General features: G+C 44.5%; 19 protein-coding genes and 2 pseudogenes. 10 read left to right on the top strand and 11 right to left on the bottom strand.

Annotated features, from left to right (window positions below; genetic code table 11):
- Positions 1–27: 27 nt before the first annotated feature.
- Genes jag through BG32_RS05685 form a run of 3 tightly spaced genes read left to right on the top strand, consistent with a single transcriptional unit; the run spans position 28 to position 1,343 of the window.
- Entirely contained in the window at positions 28–735 is a 708-nt protein-coding gene (gene jag / locus BG32_RS05695) for an RNA-binding cell elongation regulator Jag/EloR (protein ID WP_014730563.1), read from the top strand.
- On the top strand, positions 701–1,063 hold the full coding sequence (locus BG32_RS05690; RefSeq protein ID WP_099772083.1) for a cupin domain-containing protein: 363 nt from the start codon (positions 701–703) through the stop codon (positions 1,061–1,063). The genes jag and BG32_RS05690 overlap by 35 nt, the downstream gene beginning before the upstream one ends.
- A 46-nt stretch (positions 1,064–1,109) precedes the next feature.
- Positions 1,110–1,343, top strand: a complete 234-nt coding sequence (locus BG32_RS05685) for an FmdB family zinc ribbon protein (RefSeq protein WP_014730561.1) — start codon at positions 1,110–1,112, stop codon at positions 1,341–1,343.
- On the opposite strand, the pseudogene tsaD reads toward BG32_RS05685, so the two are convergent.
- Both tsaD and clpX read right to left on the bottom strand, forming a co-directional pair.
- Positions 1,344–2,335 (bottom strand): annotated as a pseudogene (gene tsaD, locus BG32_RS05680) (tRNA (adenosine(37)-N6)-threonylcarbamoyltransferase complex transferase subunit TsaD). It abuts the gene before it with no gap.
- Positions 2,335–3,561, bottom strand: coding sequence for an ATP-dependent Clp protease ATP-binding subunit ClpX (gene clpX, locus BG32_RS05675; protein WP_180274837.1), 1,227 nt, complete (start codon positions 3,559–3,561; stop codon positions 2,335–2,337). The pseudogene tsaD and the gene clpX overlap by 1 nt, the downstream one beginning before the upstream one ends.
- Positions 3,562–3,617: 56 nt before the next feature.
- Here clpX and BG32_RS05670 point away from each other — a divergent pair, with 56 nt between their 5' ends.
- From BG32_RS05670 to BG32_RS05660, 3 genes are read left to right on the top strand one after another with little or no spacing between them, the layout of a single operon-like run.
- Positions 3,618–5,258 carry a radical SAM protein gene (locus tag BG32_RS05670; protein WP_099772080.1) on the top strand — a complete coding sequence of 547 codons (1,641 nt, stop codon included), beginning with the start codon at positions 3,618–3,620 and terminating at the stop codon, positions 5,256–5,258.
- Positions 5,255–6,250, top strand: a complete 996-nt coding sequence (locus BG32_RS05665; RefSeq protein WP_014730558.1) for an asparaginase — start codon at positions 5,255–5,257, stop codon at positions 6,248–6,250. The genes BG32_RS05670 and BG32_RS05665 overlap by 4 nt, the downstream gene beginning before the upstream one ends.
- Position 6,251: 1 nt before the next feature.
- On the top strand, positions 6,252–7,691 hold the full coding sequence (locus tag BG32_RS05660; protein ID WP_121526551.1) for an AI-2E family transporter: 1,440 nt from the start codon (positions 6,252–6,254) through the stop codon (positions 7,689–7,691).
- Between the two features lie 86 nt (positions 7,692–7,777).
- Here the strand turns inward: BG32_RS05660 and queA are convergent, their stop codons facing one another.
- Together queA and BG32_RS05650 are read right to left on the bottom strand one after the other, a co-directional pair.
- The gene (queA, locus tag BG32_RS05655; RefSeq protein ID WP_121526550.1) at positions 7,778–8,788 is read right to left on the bottom strand and encodes a tRNA preQ1(34) S-adenosylmethionine ribosyltransferase-isomerase QueA; all 1,011 of its coding nucleotides are present in this window, start codon (positions 8,786–8,788) and stop codon (positions 7,778–7,780) included.
- Entirely contained in the window at positions 8,769–9,773 is a 1,005-nt protein-coding gene (locus tag BG32_RS05650; RefSeq protein ID WP_121509804.1) for a ribonuclease, read from the bottom strand. The genes queA and BG32_RS05650 overlap by 20 nt, the downstream gene beginning before the upstream one ends.
- Positions 9,774–9,883: 110 nt before the next feature.
- Between BG32_RS05650 and rpmE the strand changes: the two genes are divergently transcribed.
- From rpmE to BG32_RS16280, 4 genes are all read left to right on the top strand, one after another.
- Positions 9,884–10,093, top strand: coding sequence for a 50S ribosomal protein L31 (rpmE, locus tag BG32_RS05645; protein ID WP_006492482.1), 210 nt, complete (start codon positions 9,884–9,886; stop codon positions 10,091–10,093).
- Positions 10,094–10,143: 50 nt separating this feature from the next.
- A complete protein-coding gene (locus tag BG32_RS05640; protein WP_014730554.1) occupies positions 10,144–10,512 on the top strand; it encodes a S1 RNA-binding domain-containing protein in 369 nt (122 codons plus the stop codon).
- A 161-nt stretch (positions 10,513–10,673) separates the two neighbouring features.
- A complete protein-coding gene (gene glgP / locus BG32_RS05635) occupies positions 10,674–12,506 on the top strand; it encodes an alpha-glucan family phosphorylase (protein WP_259459543.1) in 1,833 nt (610 codons plus the stop codon).
- Positions 12,503–13,240, top strand: coding sequence for a hypothetical protein (locus BG32_RS16280; RefSeq protein ID WP_259459542.1), 738 nt, complete (start codon positions 12,503–12,505; stop codon positions 13,238–13,240). The genes glgP and BG32_RS16280 overlap by 4 nt, the downstream gene beginning before the upstream one ends.
- A 26-nt stretch (positions 13,241–13,266) precedes the next feature.
- Here the strand turns inward: BG32_RS16280 and BG32_RS05630 are convergent, their stop codons facing one another.
- The 7 genes and pseudogenes from BG32_RS05630 to BG32_RS05600 form a co-directional block, all read right to left on the bottom strand.
- Positions 13,267–13,596, bottom strand: a complete 330-nt coding sequence (locus tag BG32_RS05630) for a hypothetical protein (RefSeq protein ID WP_014730552.1) — start codon at positions 13,594–13,596, stop codon at positions 13,267–13,269.
- 7 nt (positions 13,597–13,603) lie between these two features.
- Complete coding sequence (locus tag BG32_RS05625; RefSeq protein ID WP_121509803.1) at positions 13,604–14,398, bottom strand: DUF72 domain-containing protein; 795 nt, start codon at positions 14,396–14,398, stop codon at positions 13,604–13,606.
- Positions 14,399–14,992: a phosphate propanoyltransferase gene (gene pduL / locus BG32_RS05620; protein ID WP_121509802.1), complete on the bottom strand. Its 594-nt coding sequence runs from the start codon at positions 14,990–14,992 to the stop codon at positions 14,399–14,401. It lies immediately after the preceding gene.
- Between the two features lie 14 nt (positions 14,993–15,006).
- A complete protein-coding gene (locus tag BG32_RS05615) occupies positions 15,007–16,113 on the bottom strand; it encodes a GTPase (RefSeq protein ID WP_121509801.1) in 1,107 nt (368 codons plus the stop codon).
- Positions 16,110–17,162 carry a YqeG family HAD IIIA-type phosphatase gene (locus BG32_RS05610; protein ID WP_121509800.1) on the bottom strand — a complete coding sequence of 351 codons (1,053 nt, stop codon included), beginning with the start codon at positions 17,160–17,162 and terminating at the stop codon, positions 16,110–16,112. Before BG32_RS05610 ends, BG32_RS05615 begins: the two co-directional genes overlap by 4 nt.
- Positions 17,140–17,382, bottom strand: a complete 243-nt coding sequence (locus tag BG32_RS05605) for a DUF4911 domain-containing protein (protein ID WP_014730547.1) — start codon at positions 17,380–17,382, stop codon at positions 17,140–17,142. The genes BG32_RS05610 and BG32_RS05605 overlap by 23 nt, the downstream gene beginning before the upstream one ends.
- A gap of 9 nt (positions 17,383–17,391) precedes the next feature.
- A pseudogene (locus BG32_RS05600) lies at positions 17,392–17,577 on the bottom strand (PhoH family protein); the annotation flags it as partial.

Genomic DNA, 17,577 nt, shown 5'->3' with positions numbered 1-17,577 from the left:
AGACCAGCTCAGGAGGTGTTAAACAAAATGAATCCAGTTGAATACAAAGCCGAGACCGTTGAAGAAGCCATCAGGCTAGCTCAAGCAGATCTTGGTGCTTATGACGATGAAATGCAAGTCACAGTGAAAGAGAAAGGCTCCAAGGGCTTCCTAGGGATATTTGGATCCAGGGAGTCGATAATTGAAGTTTCCTTGTTGGACAAACACTGGGAAAGAAAGCTTCACGACTTCCTCAAGGGTATACTTAAGAATTTCGATGAAGAGACCTTTTCCGAAGTAAAGCTTGTTGGAAGAACGTATAGAGTCAGGATCGAAGGTGAAGAGGTTGCCAGACTTATCGGGAAGCATGGTAAAACTGTTGCCGCTTTACAGCACATATTAAACATTTACGCAAACAGGATGGCGCCTACCAAAGTCAACGTAACCGTTGATATCGGTGATTACAGACTTGAAAGAAAGAAACTGGTGGAAGAGATAGCACATAGGACGGCAAAGTCCGCAATATCCAGGAGAAGCAAGATCGTAATGGAACCGATGTTCGCCTTTGAGCGAAGGCTCGTTCACGAAGTAATTTCCCAGTATGAAGATCTGAAGAGCTATTCAGTAGGACTCGAACCTTACAGAAAAGTTGTGGTCGAATACAGAGACAGAAAATACTCATACGATAAAGCGTTTGATTCGAAAAGGAGGCGCTATGAAAATGTCAGAACGAATTCTGGTAGGCAAAGCGCTTGATGTCGAGCCTCAGTTTTTCGACAACGAAAATGTAAAGAGCGTTACAAAGCGAGTCCTTATTGGTAAAAAGAAGGGCGCTACGAATTTTGTGATGAGACTGTTTACTGTCGGAGAAGGAGGATATAGTCCTCACCATAGCCATCCATGGGAACATGAAGTCTTTATCATCTCCGGGGAAGCGGCCGTTGTTACTGACCAGGGCGTGATTAATGCTGGTAAGGGGAGCTATGTTTTTGTTCCCTCCGGCGTAAAGCACCAGTTCAGGAACACGGGAAACGGAGATCTGGAATTTCTCTGTGTGATTCCATCTTCGGCCGATGAGGAATAGAATAGATACAGCTAATAGAAAAATTCGATGCGAAGGAGGGACTCACGTGCCGTTTTACAGGTATAAGTGCGAGGATTGTGGAGAAGAAATCGAAGCCTTCCAGAAGATGTCCGATGAACCCCTTACGATCTGCCCAGCATGCGGGGGACATCTTAAGAAACTGGTTAATAATGTGGGAGTTGTTTTTAAAGGCGGGGGCTACTACAGTACCGACTCGAAGAAGTCATCAGCTTCTAAAAGTAGTAGCAAACCTTCAACTTCTACCAGCAAGTCTGAATAGTTAGAAGAAATCCAAAGTTAGGTAAGGTACGGCATTTGTCGAAAGAGGGGAGAATAGCCCCCTCTTAGCTTTTTCATGTGCCACTAATGCAATCATTGCAGCATTGTCTGTGCACAGGTCTACCGGTGGGAAGTAAGCCTTGATCCCGCTAACTTCAGATTGCACTCTTGCCCATTCTCGAAGAAGTGAGTTCGAAGCGACGCCTCCCGCAAAGGCTATTTCATCTAGATGTAAACTTTCAGCTGCGTCGAATGCCTTGGTAACGAGAGAGTCGACAATTGCTTCCTGAGCTGACGCGGCAACATCACTAACTGAAGCCAGAGGATTTTTTTTCATGAAGTACAGCACCGAAGTCTTTAGACCACTGAAGGAGAAATCGAAATTCCCCTTTTCACGAAGTGGCCTAGGAAAATGATACCTAGCTTGTCCTTTCTCAGCGGCCTCTTGAATTGCCGGCCCTCCAGGATACCCAAGTCCAAGCAGCCTTGCAATTTTGTCAAATGCTTCTCCTGCAGCGTCGTCGCGAGTCTTCCCCACAAGTTCGATCCTATCCCAATCTTTAAGAACTAGGATCTCGGTATGCCCACCAGAAACGAGAAGAACCATAAAGGGAGGTTTGAGAAGCGGATATCTAAGGAAATTTGCATAGACATGACCGAATAAGTGGTTAACACCGACAAATGGTTTATTCATCGCGATCGCCATTCCTTTAGCAAAAGAAAGACCAATCAGCAAAGATCCCACAAGTCCGGGACCCATAGTTGAAGCAAATACATCTATCTCTTTGATATCCAGATCGGCTTCTTCGAGCGAACGGGAAACCATTCTATCTATGATTTCAAGATGCTTTCTGGCAGCTATTTCGGGAACCACCCCACCAAATCTCTTGTGGATATCTATTTGCGAAGAAATCTGTGAAGATAAAAGACGGCCATCTTCGATGATGCCACCGCCGTTTCATCACATGAGCTCTCTAGAGCCAGAACTTTCATCAGGCAGATTCTCTAGAGATTATTTCGGGAGAAGAGTTTTTGCTTATCACATCCTCGTTGATAACAACCTTCTCAACATTATTCATGGTAGGAATATCGAACATTATGTCAAGCATGACCTGCTCAATTACGCTTTTCAACGCTCTTGCGCCTGTCCCTCTTTTCATAGCCCTTTCTGCGATCGCGGTCATGGCATCATCCGAAAACTCAAGTTCTACACCGTCCAGTCCCAGAAGCCTCTGGTATTGCTTGAGAATCGCATTTCTCGGCTCACTCATAATCCTCTTCAGATCCTCCACATCAAGATCATTCAGAGCCGCCAAAACCGGGAATCTGCCAACGAACTCCGGAATCAAGCCGTACTGAATCAGATCATCCGGTACTACTTGCTGAAGGACTTCTCCAAGCCTAAGCTGATTCTTGCCCTTTACCTTTGCTCCAAAACCCATTGAGGAATCAAGAACTCTCTGTTTTATTACGCTGTCAAGGCCATCAAAAGCGCCCCCCACTATGAACAAAATGTTGCTTGTATCTACCTTTATGAATTCCTGGTAGGGATGCTTCCTGCCTCCTTGAGGTGGCACATTTGCAGTAGTTCCCTCGACAATCTTGAGAAGGGCTTGCTGAACCCCTTCTCCCGATACGTCTCTCGTGATCGATGGATTCGGAGATTTCCTTGCTATCTTATCTATCTCATCGATATAAATGATTCCTAGCTGAGCTTTCTCAACATCGTAATTCGCAGACTGAAGAAGTCTTAGAACAATATTCTCTACATCCTCACCAACGTATCCGGCTTCCGTAAGAGGGGTAGCGTCGGCGATTGCAAACGGAACATCCAGAATACGGGCCAGCACTCTAGCAATGAGAGTCTTTCCCGAACCGGTAGGCCCAACTAGCATTATATTGGATTTCTCAATTTCAACGTCATCTACATCATTGAAAACTCTCTTGTAGTGATTGTACACGGAGACAGAGATCGTTTTCTTTGCGTTCTCCTGACCAATCACATACTTATCAAGTTCTTTCTTGATATCTGCTGGGGTGGGCAGCTTTCTGCCAGGCTCCTTCTTAGCTTTCTGGTCCTGCTGAATAATGTCGTGAAACAGATCAACACATTCATTGCAAATGTACCCTTCTGTTCCTGAAATAAGCTTCTTCACCTGTGCAGCAGATCTTCCACAAAATGAGCAATGTCTTTCAAAAGGCAAAACTTTCCCTCCCATTAATCGCTATTTTTATTATACACTGGAAAGGGATAGCTCGCACGTGGAGGTAATCGATGAATGCTCTTATTATAGACGGATACACCGATGAACCGGCAGCTTTCGGTGTGCCACCCTATATTTCACCAAGGATCCGCGCTATTGCAGGAGCCTTTCTGTTGAAAGGTATCGAAACGGATTATCTCACTATCGACTCTGTAAGGCAAGAAGGACTCTGGGAGAAAGGCAATGATTATAACTTCCTAATCGTGTTTGGGGGAGTCACTACTTCAGGAAGGTATATTGGAGGAACTCCGATTTCAAGTTCCGAGATATCTCTTCTGCTCAAATCAAATTCCGATCCCACGAAAATCGTCAGCGGTCCAGTGGTGTCTGTTGGGTACACTTTGAGAGGTGGAACCACGGCCTTCACCCCTGATTTTGGAGAAGCAGATTACCTCTTGAGAGATGAGTTTGAAATTGCAGACTTTTTGGGCCTAGACTCGGGAGGGTCTCGTTACTCTCTTCTTAACAGACTTTATCCGGCCGGCGCCGATGTAATCAGGCTTCATCCTTGTTTCCCGGATCTGATGGTTGAAATCGATATTTCCTCTGGTTGCGAGAGGTTGGATGGATACTGCTCGTTTTGTACTGAATCCATTCTCTATGGCCCCTATGAATGGAGAAGTATAAAAGGAATTGTCGCTGAATTCGAGAAGCTTAAGCAAGTTGGAGTTAAGGCAATAAGATTCGGAAGGAGTGCAAATGTAATTGCATATGGGTATGACCGTAGACGAGACACTCTTGATCCATCCTTGAGTGAAGAGCTCTTCAAATCAGCAAGGAGTATCATCCAACCTGAAGTCTTTCATATTGACAATGGAAATCCAATCTTTATTGCTCATCATCCGTCAGAATCAAGATCGGTCATAGAATCCGTAGTTAGGTATAATACAGTCGGCGACACCATATCATTCGGGGTTGAGAGCTTCGACGACGAAGTCCGTTCCTTGAACAATCTTGGTGGCAGCGTACAAGACATAATGTTTTCAATCGAGTTGGTGAACGAAATCGGCAAAGAAAGAGTTGAAGGAGTGCCGAAGCTCTTGCCGGGAATCAATTTACTTTACGGCCTTCCAGGACAGAGCAGAAAGAGTTTCGACATTGACTACGATGAGCTTGTCAGAATTCAAGAAAGGGGTCTTCTTTTGAGAAGAATCAACATCAGACAGACAATGATCTTTCCTGGCGCCCGGATATTCAATATGACTAGACCAAGAATCGACCACAGACTATTCGAAAAACACAAACATCGTATAAGAAGGGAAATAGACGCCGAAATGCTGAAGAAAACCTTCCCACTGGGAGCGATCATCCGTGGTGTAATCCCTGAATTTAGCGAGGGGATGATCTACTTTGGCAGACCGCTCGGTACATATCCTATTCTTGTCGGCAGCCCCGTCCGGTTTGAGGATAGAACCGATTTTGTAGTCATAGGCCACGGGATGAGATCCGTTACAGGTCTTCCAGTTGGAACAGAACTCAACAACCTAGGTGAAAGAGAAATGAGGTTCATCCCTGGAATTGGAAGGGATAGGGCAAAGTCCCTCGTGATAAAGAGACCAAGAACAAGAGAAGAGCTAATCAAGATTGTTGGCCCAGAAACTCACAAGACACTGTCATTAATAAAGACAAAACTAGGAGGAAAGTGGCTATGAAACAGAGGGTCGTTATAGTCACAACAGGTGGTACGATCGCAATGATTACGGATCCTGCGACTGGTGCTTCTGTACCGGCTCAGGGATTGAACAAACACGTGGCGGACGTCGACGGACTTAAAGATGTGGCCTGTACCGAGCACTACGAGTTTTCAAACATTCCAAGCCCATACATAAATCCCGAGACGATGTGGGCGCTTTCCAAGGTAGTTCAGAAGCTTCTCGATAGAGAGGAAGTTTGTGGAGTAGTTATTACACACGGCACTGACACGCTAGAGGAAACTGCGTATTTTCTAGATCTGACAGTCAGAAGCGAGAAACCAATTATCTGTACTGCTGCAATGAGAAACATCGACGAAATGGGAACCGATGGTCCGAGAAATGTATTGTCCTCAGTTAGAGTTGCAGTTAGTCCCCTTGCGATTGGAATGGGGACAATGGTGTGCCTTAACGATGAAATCCACGCCGCCAGAGAAGTCACAAAGACATACACTAGCAATGTTGCTACTTTTGACTCTCCCGGTCATGGACCACTGGGAATCGTGGATGAAGACACGGTGATTTTCTTTAGAAAGCCTTTGTTGAGGGCAGTATTCAATGTAGAAAAGATCGAATCGAGAATAGCCCTTGTGAAGACCTTTACAGGAGACGACGGTTCGATCCTGCGGATACTTCCCGATCTTGGATTCAAAGGGGTAGTTCTTGAAACATTTGGAAGGGGAAATGTACCTGTAGAAGTCTATCACGTAGTAAAATACCTAATAGAGGAGAAAGGGGTTCCGGTAATCATTACTTCAAGGTGCTTCAAAGGCCGTGTTCTTGGAGTTTACGGATATGTTGGTGGAGGAAAGAGTCTGGCCGATATTGGTGCAATCTTCGCTCAGGAACTATCCCCGATTAAAGCAAGAATAAAACTCATAGTGCTTATGGGGATCACAAAGGAGATTTCGGAGATTGAAAGACTCTTTAAACTCCCTTTGAAGGGGGCATAAAGTGAGTCGTGAGATTTTGAAAAAACCTCGTTTCAATGCTGCAATTTTCACCCTCTTCTATCTGGCTCTCTTTTTTATGGTATTCTCAGTTTCGTTGCAAACTGCAATGATTTTCTTCGCAACCTTCACGGTTGTCATAATATTGGAGCCATGGGCGAGATTTGCAGAAAGAAGTTTTCGCATTAAAAGGTCGATCTCTCTTGGCATAGGGCTGGCGGTGATTTTTTCGGGTCTCACGCTTCTGATCGTGTTCCTTACTACCCCCGTTGCAAAAGAAGCTTCCAAGTTCTATAACATAGTGAGAGACTTCTTTCCCTCCGCTGAAGAGACCGAAATAACTTCTTTCGAAGTAAATGCAAACATAGATAGATTTCTTTCCGAAGAGGAGTTTCTTTCAAAACTCTCTCCAGAAGAGGTTGAATCCTTGGATCTGCTGTCAAAAGATCTCAAACGTTACTACTCAGATATCATGGACCCGATCACCGCAGACTCGGAAGACCTGAATGAGGATCTTGCCTTACTTGAGGAGACCCTGAAAAACAGAAGCGATTATGTCGTAATTATCAGCAGCAGTAAGCAAAAAAACGCTTCATATGAAGAGATACACAAAATCATTTCGAATTATCTTAACCCAGAAGCGGCGGAACTGCTTTCAGCTTCGGTTCTGGATAATGCAATGGTAGTTCATTCACAAGAACTGTGGCGCAACGTAGTTGATTACTTCATGCCGAAAAATATCGACCCATCAACACAAAGAGCCACCTACGAAAGTGTGAGAAACTTCCTCATTCAAGTGCAGAGCAGCCTAATGAAATTTCTGCCTGGTATACTTGAAAAGATTCCAAGCTTCTTAACCAGTACGGGACTTGTTCTATTCTTTACCATTGTAGGCGCGATTTACCTGAGTTACTACTTCCTCACTGTGAAGGATTTTATTCCCAGATTCTACCCCAAGAAAGTGCGTGGAATAGCTATGAGCTTCCTCGAAGATACTTACAAGAATCTAGAGCGATATGTAATTTCAGTGGTAGTAATCGCCTTGATCGTTGGGGTGGTGGTTGGCATTGTTGTGCATTCTATGGGACTTAAATACAGTCTTTTGATGGGTACGTGGGCCGCCTTCACAAATCTAATACCCATTGTCGGTGTCCCTCTTGAGTTCATTCCTCTTTTCTTGCTGGCAGTGTCTACTCAAGACCTGGTTCTTGTGATTACCTTAATGATAATACTAGTAATTGTACACGCATCTGCGTTTATACTCTTCCTGGTATTCATGAAGGGATACAACAGGATAAACCCGGTGATAATTATCTTGATGATAGTTATCGCCGGACAGCTCTGGGGGCTTTTTGGTGCGATTATTGCCGTGCCTTTTGCGATAGTCCTTAAGATGACGTGGATGCATTTTTTCTCTCCAATGCTCGAAGAAGAAGAGCAGTAGGGCACCTTTTTTCCCGCAAAGAAGACGCCTTATTCTTTCGTATAAGACTTCAGCTTGGGAATTTCTAGCATCTCAGAGCCGCTTCTCTATAGTATCAGACAGGCATCACCGAACGAGAAGAACCTGTATCTCTTTAAAATGGCCTCTCTGTAGGCAGAGAGAATCAGTTCCCTCCCGGCGAATGCAGAAACGAGCATAAGAAGGGTAGATCTCGGTAAGTGAAAGTTAGTTATGAGAGAGTCGGTCGCTTTGAATGTATAAGGAGGATAGATAAAAATATCCGTATGACCGCTATCACCTACGATGCAGCCGTGGCGAGCAACTATACTCTCCAAGGTTCGCACGGTAGTAGTTCCAACCGCTACTATTCTTCTCTTTTCGGTTCTGGCTCGCTCCAATCTCTCTGCAACCTCCGAAGAAACGGAGAAGAATTCATTGTGCATCTTGTGGCCGTCTACTGTTTCTGATTTGACGGGTCTGAATGTGCCAATTCCGACATGAAGAGTAATGAATTGAACATCGACGTCTTTCTTCCTAAGTCTTTCCAAAAGAGTATCCGTAAAGTGCAATCCCGCAGTGGGGGCAGCTACGGAGCCTTCCGGCCGAGAATAGACCGTCTGGTACGACTCTGGATTGTCTGGGTAGTATTTGACGTAAGGTGGAATTGCTAAGAGGCCTGCTTTTTTTACGTCTTCATCTGTTACGCTACCAAAATCTAGTATCCTGCTTGAATCATCGCAGTGTTCTATTACTTTGCAGGAAATTTTATTGAACAAGAGCACGTTTCCAGGTTTGATTTTTGACCCGGGCCTAACTATGGCTTTCCAGAGGCCCCCGCCAAGCTTTTCCGTAAGGACGGCCTCCACTTTGGCCCCTGTTTCCTTTCTGCCGAGGAGTCTTGCCGGAATAACACGACTGTTGTTTAAGACAAGAACATCTCCCGGATGAAGAAAATCCTCGATTTCTGCGAATACTCTATGCTCGAATGAGTATGTCTCCCTATCGATAACCAATAGCCGGGAACTGTCTCTTGGAATGGCTGGTTTCTGAGCTATCAGTTCTTCCGGAAGCTCAAAATCATAGTCTGAGACTTTCATCGATTTCCTCCGGTCTGATAATCGTAATATCTTCAGCAGCATGGTCCAGGAACCTGTCGTAGGTTATCACTGCCGAACCGCCCTCTCTCGCCAAAAAGATTAGCCGATCATCGGCAGGAGAGTATGTCTCGACTTGAGGAAGTGACAGAAGCCTATTGAGACTCTCCTGCTGAAAGCCGCCGATAGTATATCTGATGTTTGCATCAAACACTATCCTATAAGGGAACAAAGCAATCCTGCAAAGAGCCATTCTTAGGAAGAGATCATCGATTCTTTTTAGATCGGCATGATCGGTCATCGAAAAAACAACATTGCTGCCGTCAATAACAACAGGTCTAGAATGATTCGACATAATGGCCGTCTTAACGTAGGGATGTGTGAACCTGAGATTGCTAAGCAACCTTTTTTCGGATTTCGAAAGAGAAGTTACTGCATTTCTAAGGGTCTTCATTTCTGAGATATCTGTGTATAAAGCTCTTATTAGTCTTTCAGAGAGATTGGAGCTTCTATCATTCTCCTCCCTTTCGAAAAGCAAAGCCGCTTCGAGCATAACGAAATCCTGAATCCCATGCTCACCAACTGAGCGAGTTAGGGATTGCCATTCTTTGTAATCATCGATTGATTGAATTCTCTCTTTTACCGGGCCAGTAACTGGAGGATTGTTTCTCGGATCCACAAAAAAAAGCAGGTGCCCCATATCTGAGACTGATGCTTTGGACAGTGTAGAAGCATATTCAACCCTTTCTTCGGGTGCCCTGTCTCTTTCGCGGAGTATGTCGATCGAAAATTCGACCTCTTCATAAGAGAGATGGGCCAATCCGCTTATGCTCCTTTGGATTTTTGCAATCGTTGTACTACTTACAGGGCTTCTCTTTAGAGCCCTATTTAAACTCTCGACACGCTCCTTTCTGTTACTATAAAAGGCGTAAAATCCTTGGGAAGAAGCGGCCTCTTTCACAAAGTTCAATATATCGTCAATCATCATTACTCACCGTTCCAGTACAGCATTCAGCCATAATTAAGTCTTTGACACGCTTTCCTCTCTATGATATAATGAATTCTGTGCAAATTACAACATGAAGAGGTGAAGCCCCGATGAAAAAAGAAATGCACCCTGAGATGAAGCTAGTGACTGTAAAGTGTACGTGTGGCGCGGAGCACAAGTTTTATTCAACAAAGGAAAATATCAAGATCGACCTTTGCTCGAGCTGCCATCCCTTCTTCCGCGGAGATGCGTCTTCTATGATTCTCGACACTGAGGGAAGAGTACAGAAGTTCAGAAACAAATACGGAGACAATTACTGAGCAAGCGTTTTGCGCAAACTCAAGTATATAGTCAATTGGAGGTTAGTCATGTGAGTGTGAAAGTGGGTACCGTTGTTGAGGGAAGTGTGACTTCTGTTAAGAAATTTGGAGCGTACGTAAATCTTGAAGGCGGAGAAGAGGGATTCATCCACATTTCAAAAGTCGCAAGGGAGTACGTGAAGAACATTGAAGACTATCTCAAAGTTGGTCAGAAAGTGGAAGCAAAGGTTCTCGGAACTACGAAAGACGGAAAGTGGGAGCTGTCTATAAAGGATTTGAAAGGCAAAGGTTCAGAAGAGGCGCCTACAAGCCAGGATTTCGAGAAGAAACTAGCCAAGTTCATGAGAGATAGCGGCGAGAAGATTTCTGCCTATAAGAGAAGACTCGACAAGAAAAGAGGTATCCGTAAAAGACCATAATGGAAGAGCGAAAGTTAGATAGAATTAAGGGAGCTAGGCTCCCTTTTTTGTAGCTCTGCTAGCAATTCGTAGAAATGGCGAGCGAAATGATAGTAGGAAAGCACATACTTGCATAAAAAGGTATAATTGGACAGAATTGCCAGAATTAGGAGGTTATTGCTATGTACTTCCTCGAAAGAGTGATGGCGGTACCACGATTACCGGAGAAGCTAAGAAGACTTGAAGAACTTTCAAAGAACCTTTGGTGGAGTTGGAACTACCGCGCTCAACAGATGTTCAAATACATGGATCCAGAAATGTGGTATCAGGAAAGAAGGAGTCCCATAAGGCTTCTTCGAAGGATAAGTCAAACCAGACTTTATGAGCTTTCCGAAGACAAACCATTTATTGAGATGTATGAAAGTGTTGTAGGAGAGTTTGATGAATATATGGGTGGGAAAGATACCTGGATGGATAGAGAACATCCGGACAGAAAGGAGCAATGTATCGCGTATTTCTGTGCCGAATATGGCTTTCATGAATCTTTCCCGATCTACTCCGGGGGTCTTGGGATTCTTGCTGGAGATCACTTGAAGACTGCCAGTGATATGGGACTGAACTTCGTTGCCGTCGGTCTTTTATACAGGAACGGTTATTTCGAACAGAGAATCGACGAGTCGGGCTGGCAACAGAACATATACCACTCTTATGAATTTGAAGACTTCCCCGTAGTTCCCGCACAGGATGACTCGGGAGATGAGATATTTGTTAACATCGACTTTCCAGGCAGGAAAGTCTGGGCGAAAATCTGGAAGACAGCCGTGGGAAGAACATCTCTCTATCTACTTGATACAGACATTCCCCAAAACGAGCCGGAAGACAGAAACATAACTGCTACACTCTATGGCGGTGACCGGGAAACTAGGATAAAACAAGAGATTCTCCTTGGCATCGGCGGAGTGAGGGCTCTCAGAATGCTCAATTATTCGCCGAATGTTTGGCACATGAATGAAGGGCATGCGGCCTTCCTTTCTCTCGAGAGAATCAGAGAGCTGGTTCAGAAGAATTCGATAGATTTATCCACAGCTTCAATGATTGTCAAATCAGGCAACGTCTTTACTACTCACACTCCTGTGCCCGCCGGAAATGACACGTTCAGCCTCGAGATAATCGACAAATACTTCCGCGATTTCTGGAGCACAATAAGAGCCGAGAGAGATGAATTCATAAATCTCGGGATTGAAAGACTTCCGGGCGGAGGCCAGCAATACAGTATGACCGTTCTAGCCCTTAGATTGTCCGCTCTAGCTAATGGAGTCAGCAAACTTCACGGAAGGGTAAGCAGAAACCTTTGGAATCATATCTACCCCGACCTGCCGGCTGTCGAGGTTCCAATATCTCATGTTACAAACGGAGTACATATCTGGACCTGGCTGAACCCAAATCTGGTCAAACTTCTTGACAGATATTTGCCTGTCGGTTGGCACGAAAAAGTGTACGACCCCGAAATCTGGGAGGCAGTGGACAAAATACCCGAAGAGGAGATCTGGAAATTGCATATGTCGCTAAAATCCAGGGCCAGAAACTTTCTCCAAGGTAGGCTCAAGAGGCAAAGAATGAGACTTGGCGAAACCATAGAAGATCTTATGGAAGTCGAAGAAGCTCTTCCCGAGGATGTTCTTACGATTGGATTCGCAAGGAGATTTGCCACATATAAGAGGGCGACGTTAATTTTCAAGGATATCAACAGGCTGAAGTCGATAATAACGAACTCTGAAAGACCGGTTCAGTTTGTCTTTGCCGGGAAGGCTCATCCTGCAGACGACCCTGGAAAGGAACTGATAAGAAAGCTTTATGAAATTTCCAGGACTCCTGAATTTAAAAGTCGAATCATTATAGTCGAAAATTACGACATGAACATAGCTCGACACTTGGTGAGCGGTGTCGATGTATGCTCAATACGCCAAGAAGACCTCATGAAGCTAGTGGAACCAGTGGTGAGAAGGCTGGTATGAATGGAGTTCTGAATTTCAGTGTTCTAGACGGCTGGTGGGTAGAAGGCTTCAACGGAGTAAACGGCTGGGCCATCGGCGACAATAGAGATTACGAGGACCACGAGCTCCAGGATAGAATTGATTCCGTTTCCATTTACAGCTCACTTGAAAAGGAGATAATTCCCCTTTACTACTCTAGAGACGAAAAGGGAGTTGCCAAAGAGTGGGCAAAGAGAATGAAAAACTCTATCAAAGAAATCGGAAGCAAATTCAATACTCACAGGATGATCGCAGACTATGCTGAGGATCTATATTTTCCAGTCGCCGATCTTTCCAAAGAAGTCGAAAAAGATGATTTCAAACTCGCGAAGAGTGTTGCCATCTGGAAAGACAAATTCAGTTCGAGCTGGAATGCCATAAGAATCAAGCCCAATATGATAGGTGAGACTTCTGCAAAGTCCGTTAAGGTAGGACAGGAGATTTCTGTTTCAGCGAACATATATCTCGGTACTATGGATCCTTCTGAGGTTCAGGTCGAGATCTTCGTGGCAAAGATGAATGACGAAGGAGAAATGGACGGGTTTAGTCTTTACCCCATGAAGTTAGTTAAGGAAGATGTTCACGGCGAATATGTCTATGGAGGCAAATTCACCGTAGCTGAAGAAGGGCAGCTTGCATACACTGTTAGAGTAATTCCCAACCCCGAAAGACTACCTCACAGATACTTCATACCTGTTGCAAAATGGATTACGTAGAGGGAACCCGCCTAATGGCGGGTTTTTCAACTGTAGGAAGAAAAATCGCTTAATGTTCTCTCAAAATCACCGGGGGAAATATCTCCCCACAAAAGAGATTTATACAGACCTGGAACGCTAATTATCGCTTTCAGCTCTTCATCAAGGAAGACTCTTTTCCTTGGGTCGTAATAACCGTCCAAGATGACTTCCGTTGATTCAGAACCGGAAGTAATCATGCTAATAACGGCATTATAGACCTCGGTGATCTCAACTTCCCTCAAGCCAAGTTTCTGAAGCTGTTCATAGATCTCATGAGTTTCGTTTCCCTCAGCTATCATTCTGAGAACCACATTTATGTAATCAGAAAAGGTCATTCTTTATTCAGGCACCTCCTAAGATGTCTCTCATCAGGAGAGCGTTGTGAACTGCTCTTCCCATGTAGCAATTATTAAAGAATACATAGACCGGTACATCATGCTTATGAAATTCTAGCACATCGAGTGCAAAACGTCTCAAATCAGTTTTCGGGTAATCGTAGTTGTACCTCTCACTGCCCTTGCTGTTGAACCAATCGGGATTTCTCCCGTGAAACCTGAAATAAGCACCCCTGGAACCTGATCTCGGAAGATATGGAAACAATCCACCAAATGAAGGTTCGTCAACGGTTACAGGTACCACACCCAATCTGTCAATGGTTTCGAAGACCTCTTCAGCTGCCCAGCTTTCGTGCCTGAATTCGAAAGCGAGCAAATTCTTATCTGAACTGAAAGTCTTTGCGACTGCTTTAATGTAAGACATATTCTCTTTGTTGTTCTTGAAGGACCAGGGAAACTGAAAAAGCAACGGGCCCAATCTTCCCTCTTCTTTCATTGGAAAAAGAGCATTATAGAACTCATCCGAGATCTCTTCTAGCTCGTTGAGACCGTTCTTCCATATCTCATGAGTCACTCTTCCCGGCGCTTTTACTGCAAAGATCATCTCACCAGGTATCTTTCTAATCATTCCAGTAACTGTCTTATATGTTGGCATTCTATAATAAGTAAAATTTAGTTCAACTGAGTTGAATCTCCAAACAGAGTGATAGTATCTCAGCATCTGAGAAGAGCTTATCTCCGCTGGATAAGCAGTACCCACCCAGTCGGGGAATGAGTATCCGCTCGTCCCCAGATAAATCACTTAAAGCTCCTCAACAATGTATACCGGATCGTCGTTGTTGAGAATGGCCGCATTTGCTTCGTCTACATCTACATGAAACTCCAGAGCGTAACTGGAATGAACTCTAACTAGAACATCGTCGAATACTACTTTCCTCGTTCCGGCACCTGTAGCGTACACCATAACGATATCCTTGTCCTTAACACCAAAGATTTCGGCGTCCTCAGGCGTCATGTGTATGTGCCTCTTAGCCATCATTACTCCAGAATTCAGTACTACCGTTCCTTTAGGACCGACAATCGTGAGACCGGGCGTATCCGTATGGTCGCCGGAATCCTTAATTGGTGGCTTTATGCCAAGAGTAAAGGAATCCGTTCTAGATACCTCTATCTGAGTTGCCTTTCTGGCAGGTCCAAGAACTCTTACTCCTGTGATCGCACCTTTGGGACCCACGAGAATCACTTTTTCATCACATGCAAACTGGCCAGGTTGTCCAAGATCCTTGACTGGAGTAAGCTCATGACCCTTGCCGAAAAGACTCTCGATATCTGCTGCACTAAGATGAAGATGACGGTTTGAAACGCCTGTCTTGATTTCCGGTTGCTTGAGTTTCACAAAAACACCTCCAGTTATTTTTGCTTCTTGAATTTTTTCGCGCCAATAAGTCCCTTTCTTACTTTTGTGCCAACACCCTCTGGGGTAGTTACAGCGATCGTCAGAGGACCTTTTGCCACATTTATCCATCCCATTCCGAATATATGAAGCTCTTGACCGGTTCTAAGTCTGAATCTTTTGCTTTTCCATTTGTAATTGCTTCGAATCGACTCCGAAAAAGGAGGTTTCAAGATTCCTCCATACCATCTGTCCCACTCTTCGTTTCCCGTATCGGAATTGGTCTCGTGCACTGTTACACTTTCAGGAACAAAGACATGGAATATCCCGACCGGATCGCTCTCATTTTTTACATCTAACCTAACAAATCCACCAAGAAAAACTGTACGAACATCGTGAAACTGAATCGTCGATCTGCTAAGCTTCTTGCGTGGAAGGAATCTGCTTTGATCTTCTACACTCAGAAGGTCTGTTATCCTGTCCTTTGTGAAGATTCCGGGCGTGTCATAAACGGTGAATGCGGAGCCGCCGACTTTCTTAGAAGCTACCTTCACAGTCGTTCCAGGGAATCGGCTCACTGTAAGTTCTTCAGACTGTATAAGACCATTAAGAATAGAGGATTTCCCAACATTTGTCACTCCTATGGAGACAAACTCCTCGGAAGCCGATTTCAAATAAGAGAAGAGTGATTTAAGACCATAATTTTTCAGCACAGAAACGGGTCTAACGGTTTCCTTAGGTACTTTAAGCATACTGGCCGCCCAGTCTCTTATCTCGTCGATTTTAACCTCCCTAGGCAGAAGATCTATCTTGTTCAGTATGTAGTGAACGGTGTGTTCCTTCAGGAGTCTCAAGATATCTCTTCTACAGGTCCCGTCGAAATCTGAAATATCAATGACGTAGATAACATCTTGCGCAAGATCGAGGTATTCTTTTAGGTTGTCGATTGAATGAACGACTCTATCGTCTTCAGAAAGAGAACCATAGTGTTTGATCAAAAAACATCTACGACACAGTACTTGTTTCCCCGACTGAAGCCTGGATTCCATGACCGATCTGGATATGTAACCTAAACCGGCTGGGTCATCATGCTGGAGCTCAGCACCGCAACCACCACACTTCATCTATCCAACGCCTCCACTTCGGGATGCTTCCTCATCTTGCTCAATATGAGACCCTCTACTCTTCTCACAAGCTTCGTCCAGAAGAACTCCCTGTCGGAAATCGGTTCTACCTTAACCGTATAAGCACCCAATAAGTTCCCCATGATGATATCTGTGAATAGCTGATCACCAACAATTACCGTCTTGTATGGAGGTATACCGAAATCTTTCAATACACGTTTTGCTTTGAATGTAAAAGGTTTTCTTGCCCGACTAATAACCTTTGTCTTACCAAGTTCTCTTTCGATTTTTCCAAGTCTACTTGATTTCCCGTTTGAAATCAAAACCACTTCAAGGCCAAGCCGCTCTACTCTGCTTATCAGCAATCGTTTCTCCTTCGAAACGCTGGTAGCTCCCCACTTTTCGAGGGTGTTGTCAAAATCGAATATTATCAGTCTATAACCAGAATCTTTAAGTGAATCAAAATCAATATCCATAACGGTCGTTGCGAAAAGGTGGGGCGTTGCTAGTCTTCCGGTTCTGAATATCCAACCAACAGTGAAGAAAAAAACGAGATAGGCCGCAATTGTGACCTTCCCCAGAAGTCTCTTATACCATTTATGGCTGATATCCACCAAAGGGGATACCAGAATTGAGTACATACCCATTCTATTTCCCGCAATTATATCCGTGAAGAAAAGATCGCCAATTATTACTGTCTTTTCGGGTCTCGATTTCATCTCGCTGAGAACTTTCCTCAGCTCCTTTGTCCCGGGTTTCCTCATCGAGTGATACACTTTCAGGTCTTCTCCGAAGAGATCCTTCAGGTTCTTGACTCTCGACTGTGGTCCGTTAGTAACGACTCCAACCTTCATTCCAGATGAAATCAAGCTATCTATAACGGGCTTGTTCCTCATGTCGAAAGGTTCTCTCCATACAGCAATTGTGTTGTCATAATCGAAGAGAATCGTACTGTAACCGAGTTTTCGGAGCCTCTCGTAGTCTATCTCTCTTACGTTTTCTGCCTTTTCGTTCGGTACTGCGTTATCAAGTATGTCCAGGATTCGCACGAATCTCCACCACTTCCAGTTCAATACGGTTCTTAATGCTTTGAAGAAAACTCTTGACTTCCTCCAGCAGATCGGCGGGGACGATTATCTTAAGTAGTCCTTCGTCAGTAACATGCCTGATGTTCATCAGATTGTCTTCTGCCTCGGCAATATAACAAAGCACATGAATGTCCTCTGGCCTGATTTTTACGAAGAGATCATATTCCAATATCTCACCCATACATAAACCTCATAGCAAATCTGCGGCCAGACTTGCAAGTTCTGATCGCTCACCTTTCATCAGAGTGATGTGGCCTGCGAGTTCTTTGTCCCTAAATCTTGACGCCGCATATGTCAAGCCATTGCTGTAAGCATCGAGATAGGAATTATCTATCTGGTAGGGATCACCGATAACGACGATCTTGGTATTCTCCCC

It is taken from the genome of Mesotoga sp. HF07.pep.5.2.highcov, from assembly GCF_003666285.1.
In the GTDB taxonomy this organism is placed as follows: Bacteria; Thermotogota; Thermotogae; order Petrotogales; family Kosmotogaceae; genus Mesotoga; species Mesotoga prima.
This window is presented reverse-complemented; position numbering and strand designations above follow the sequence as displayed.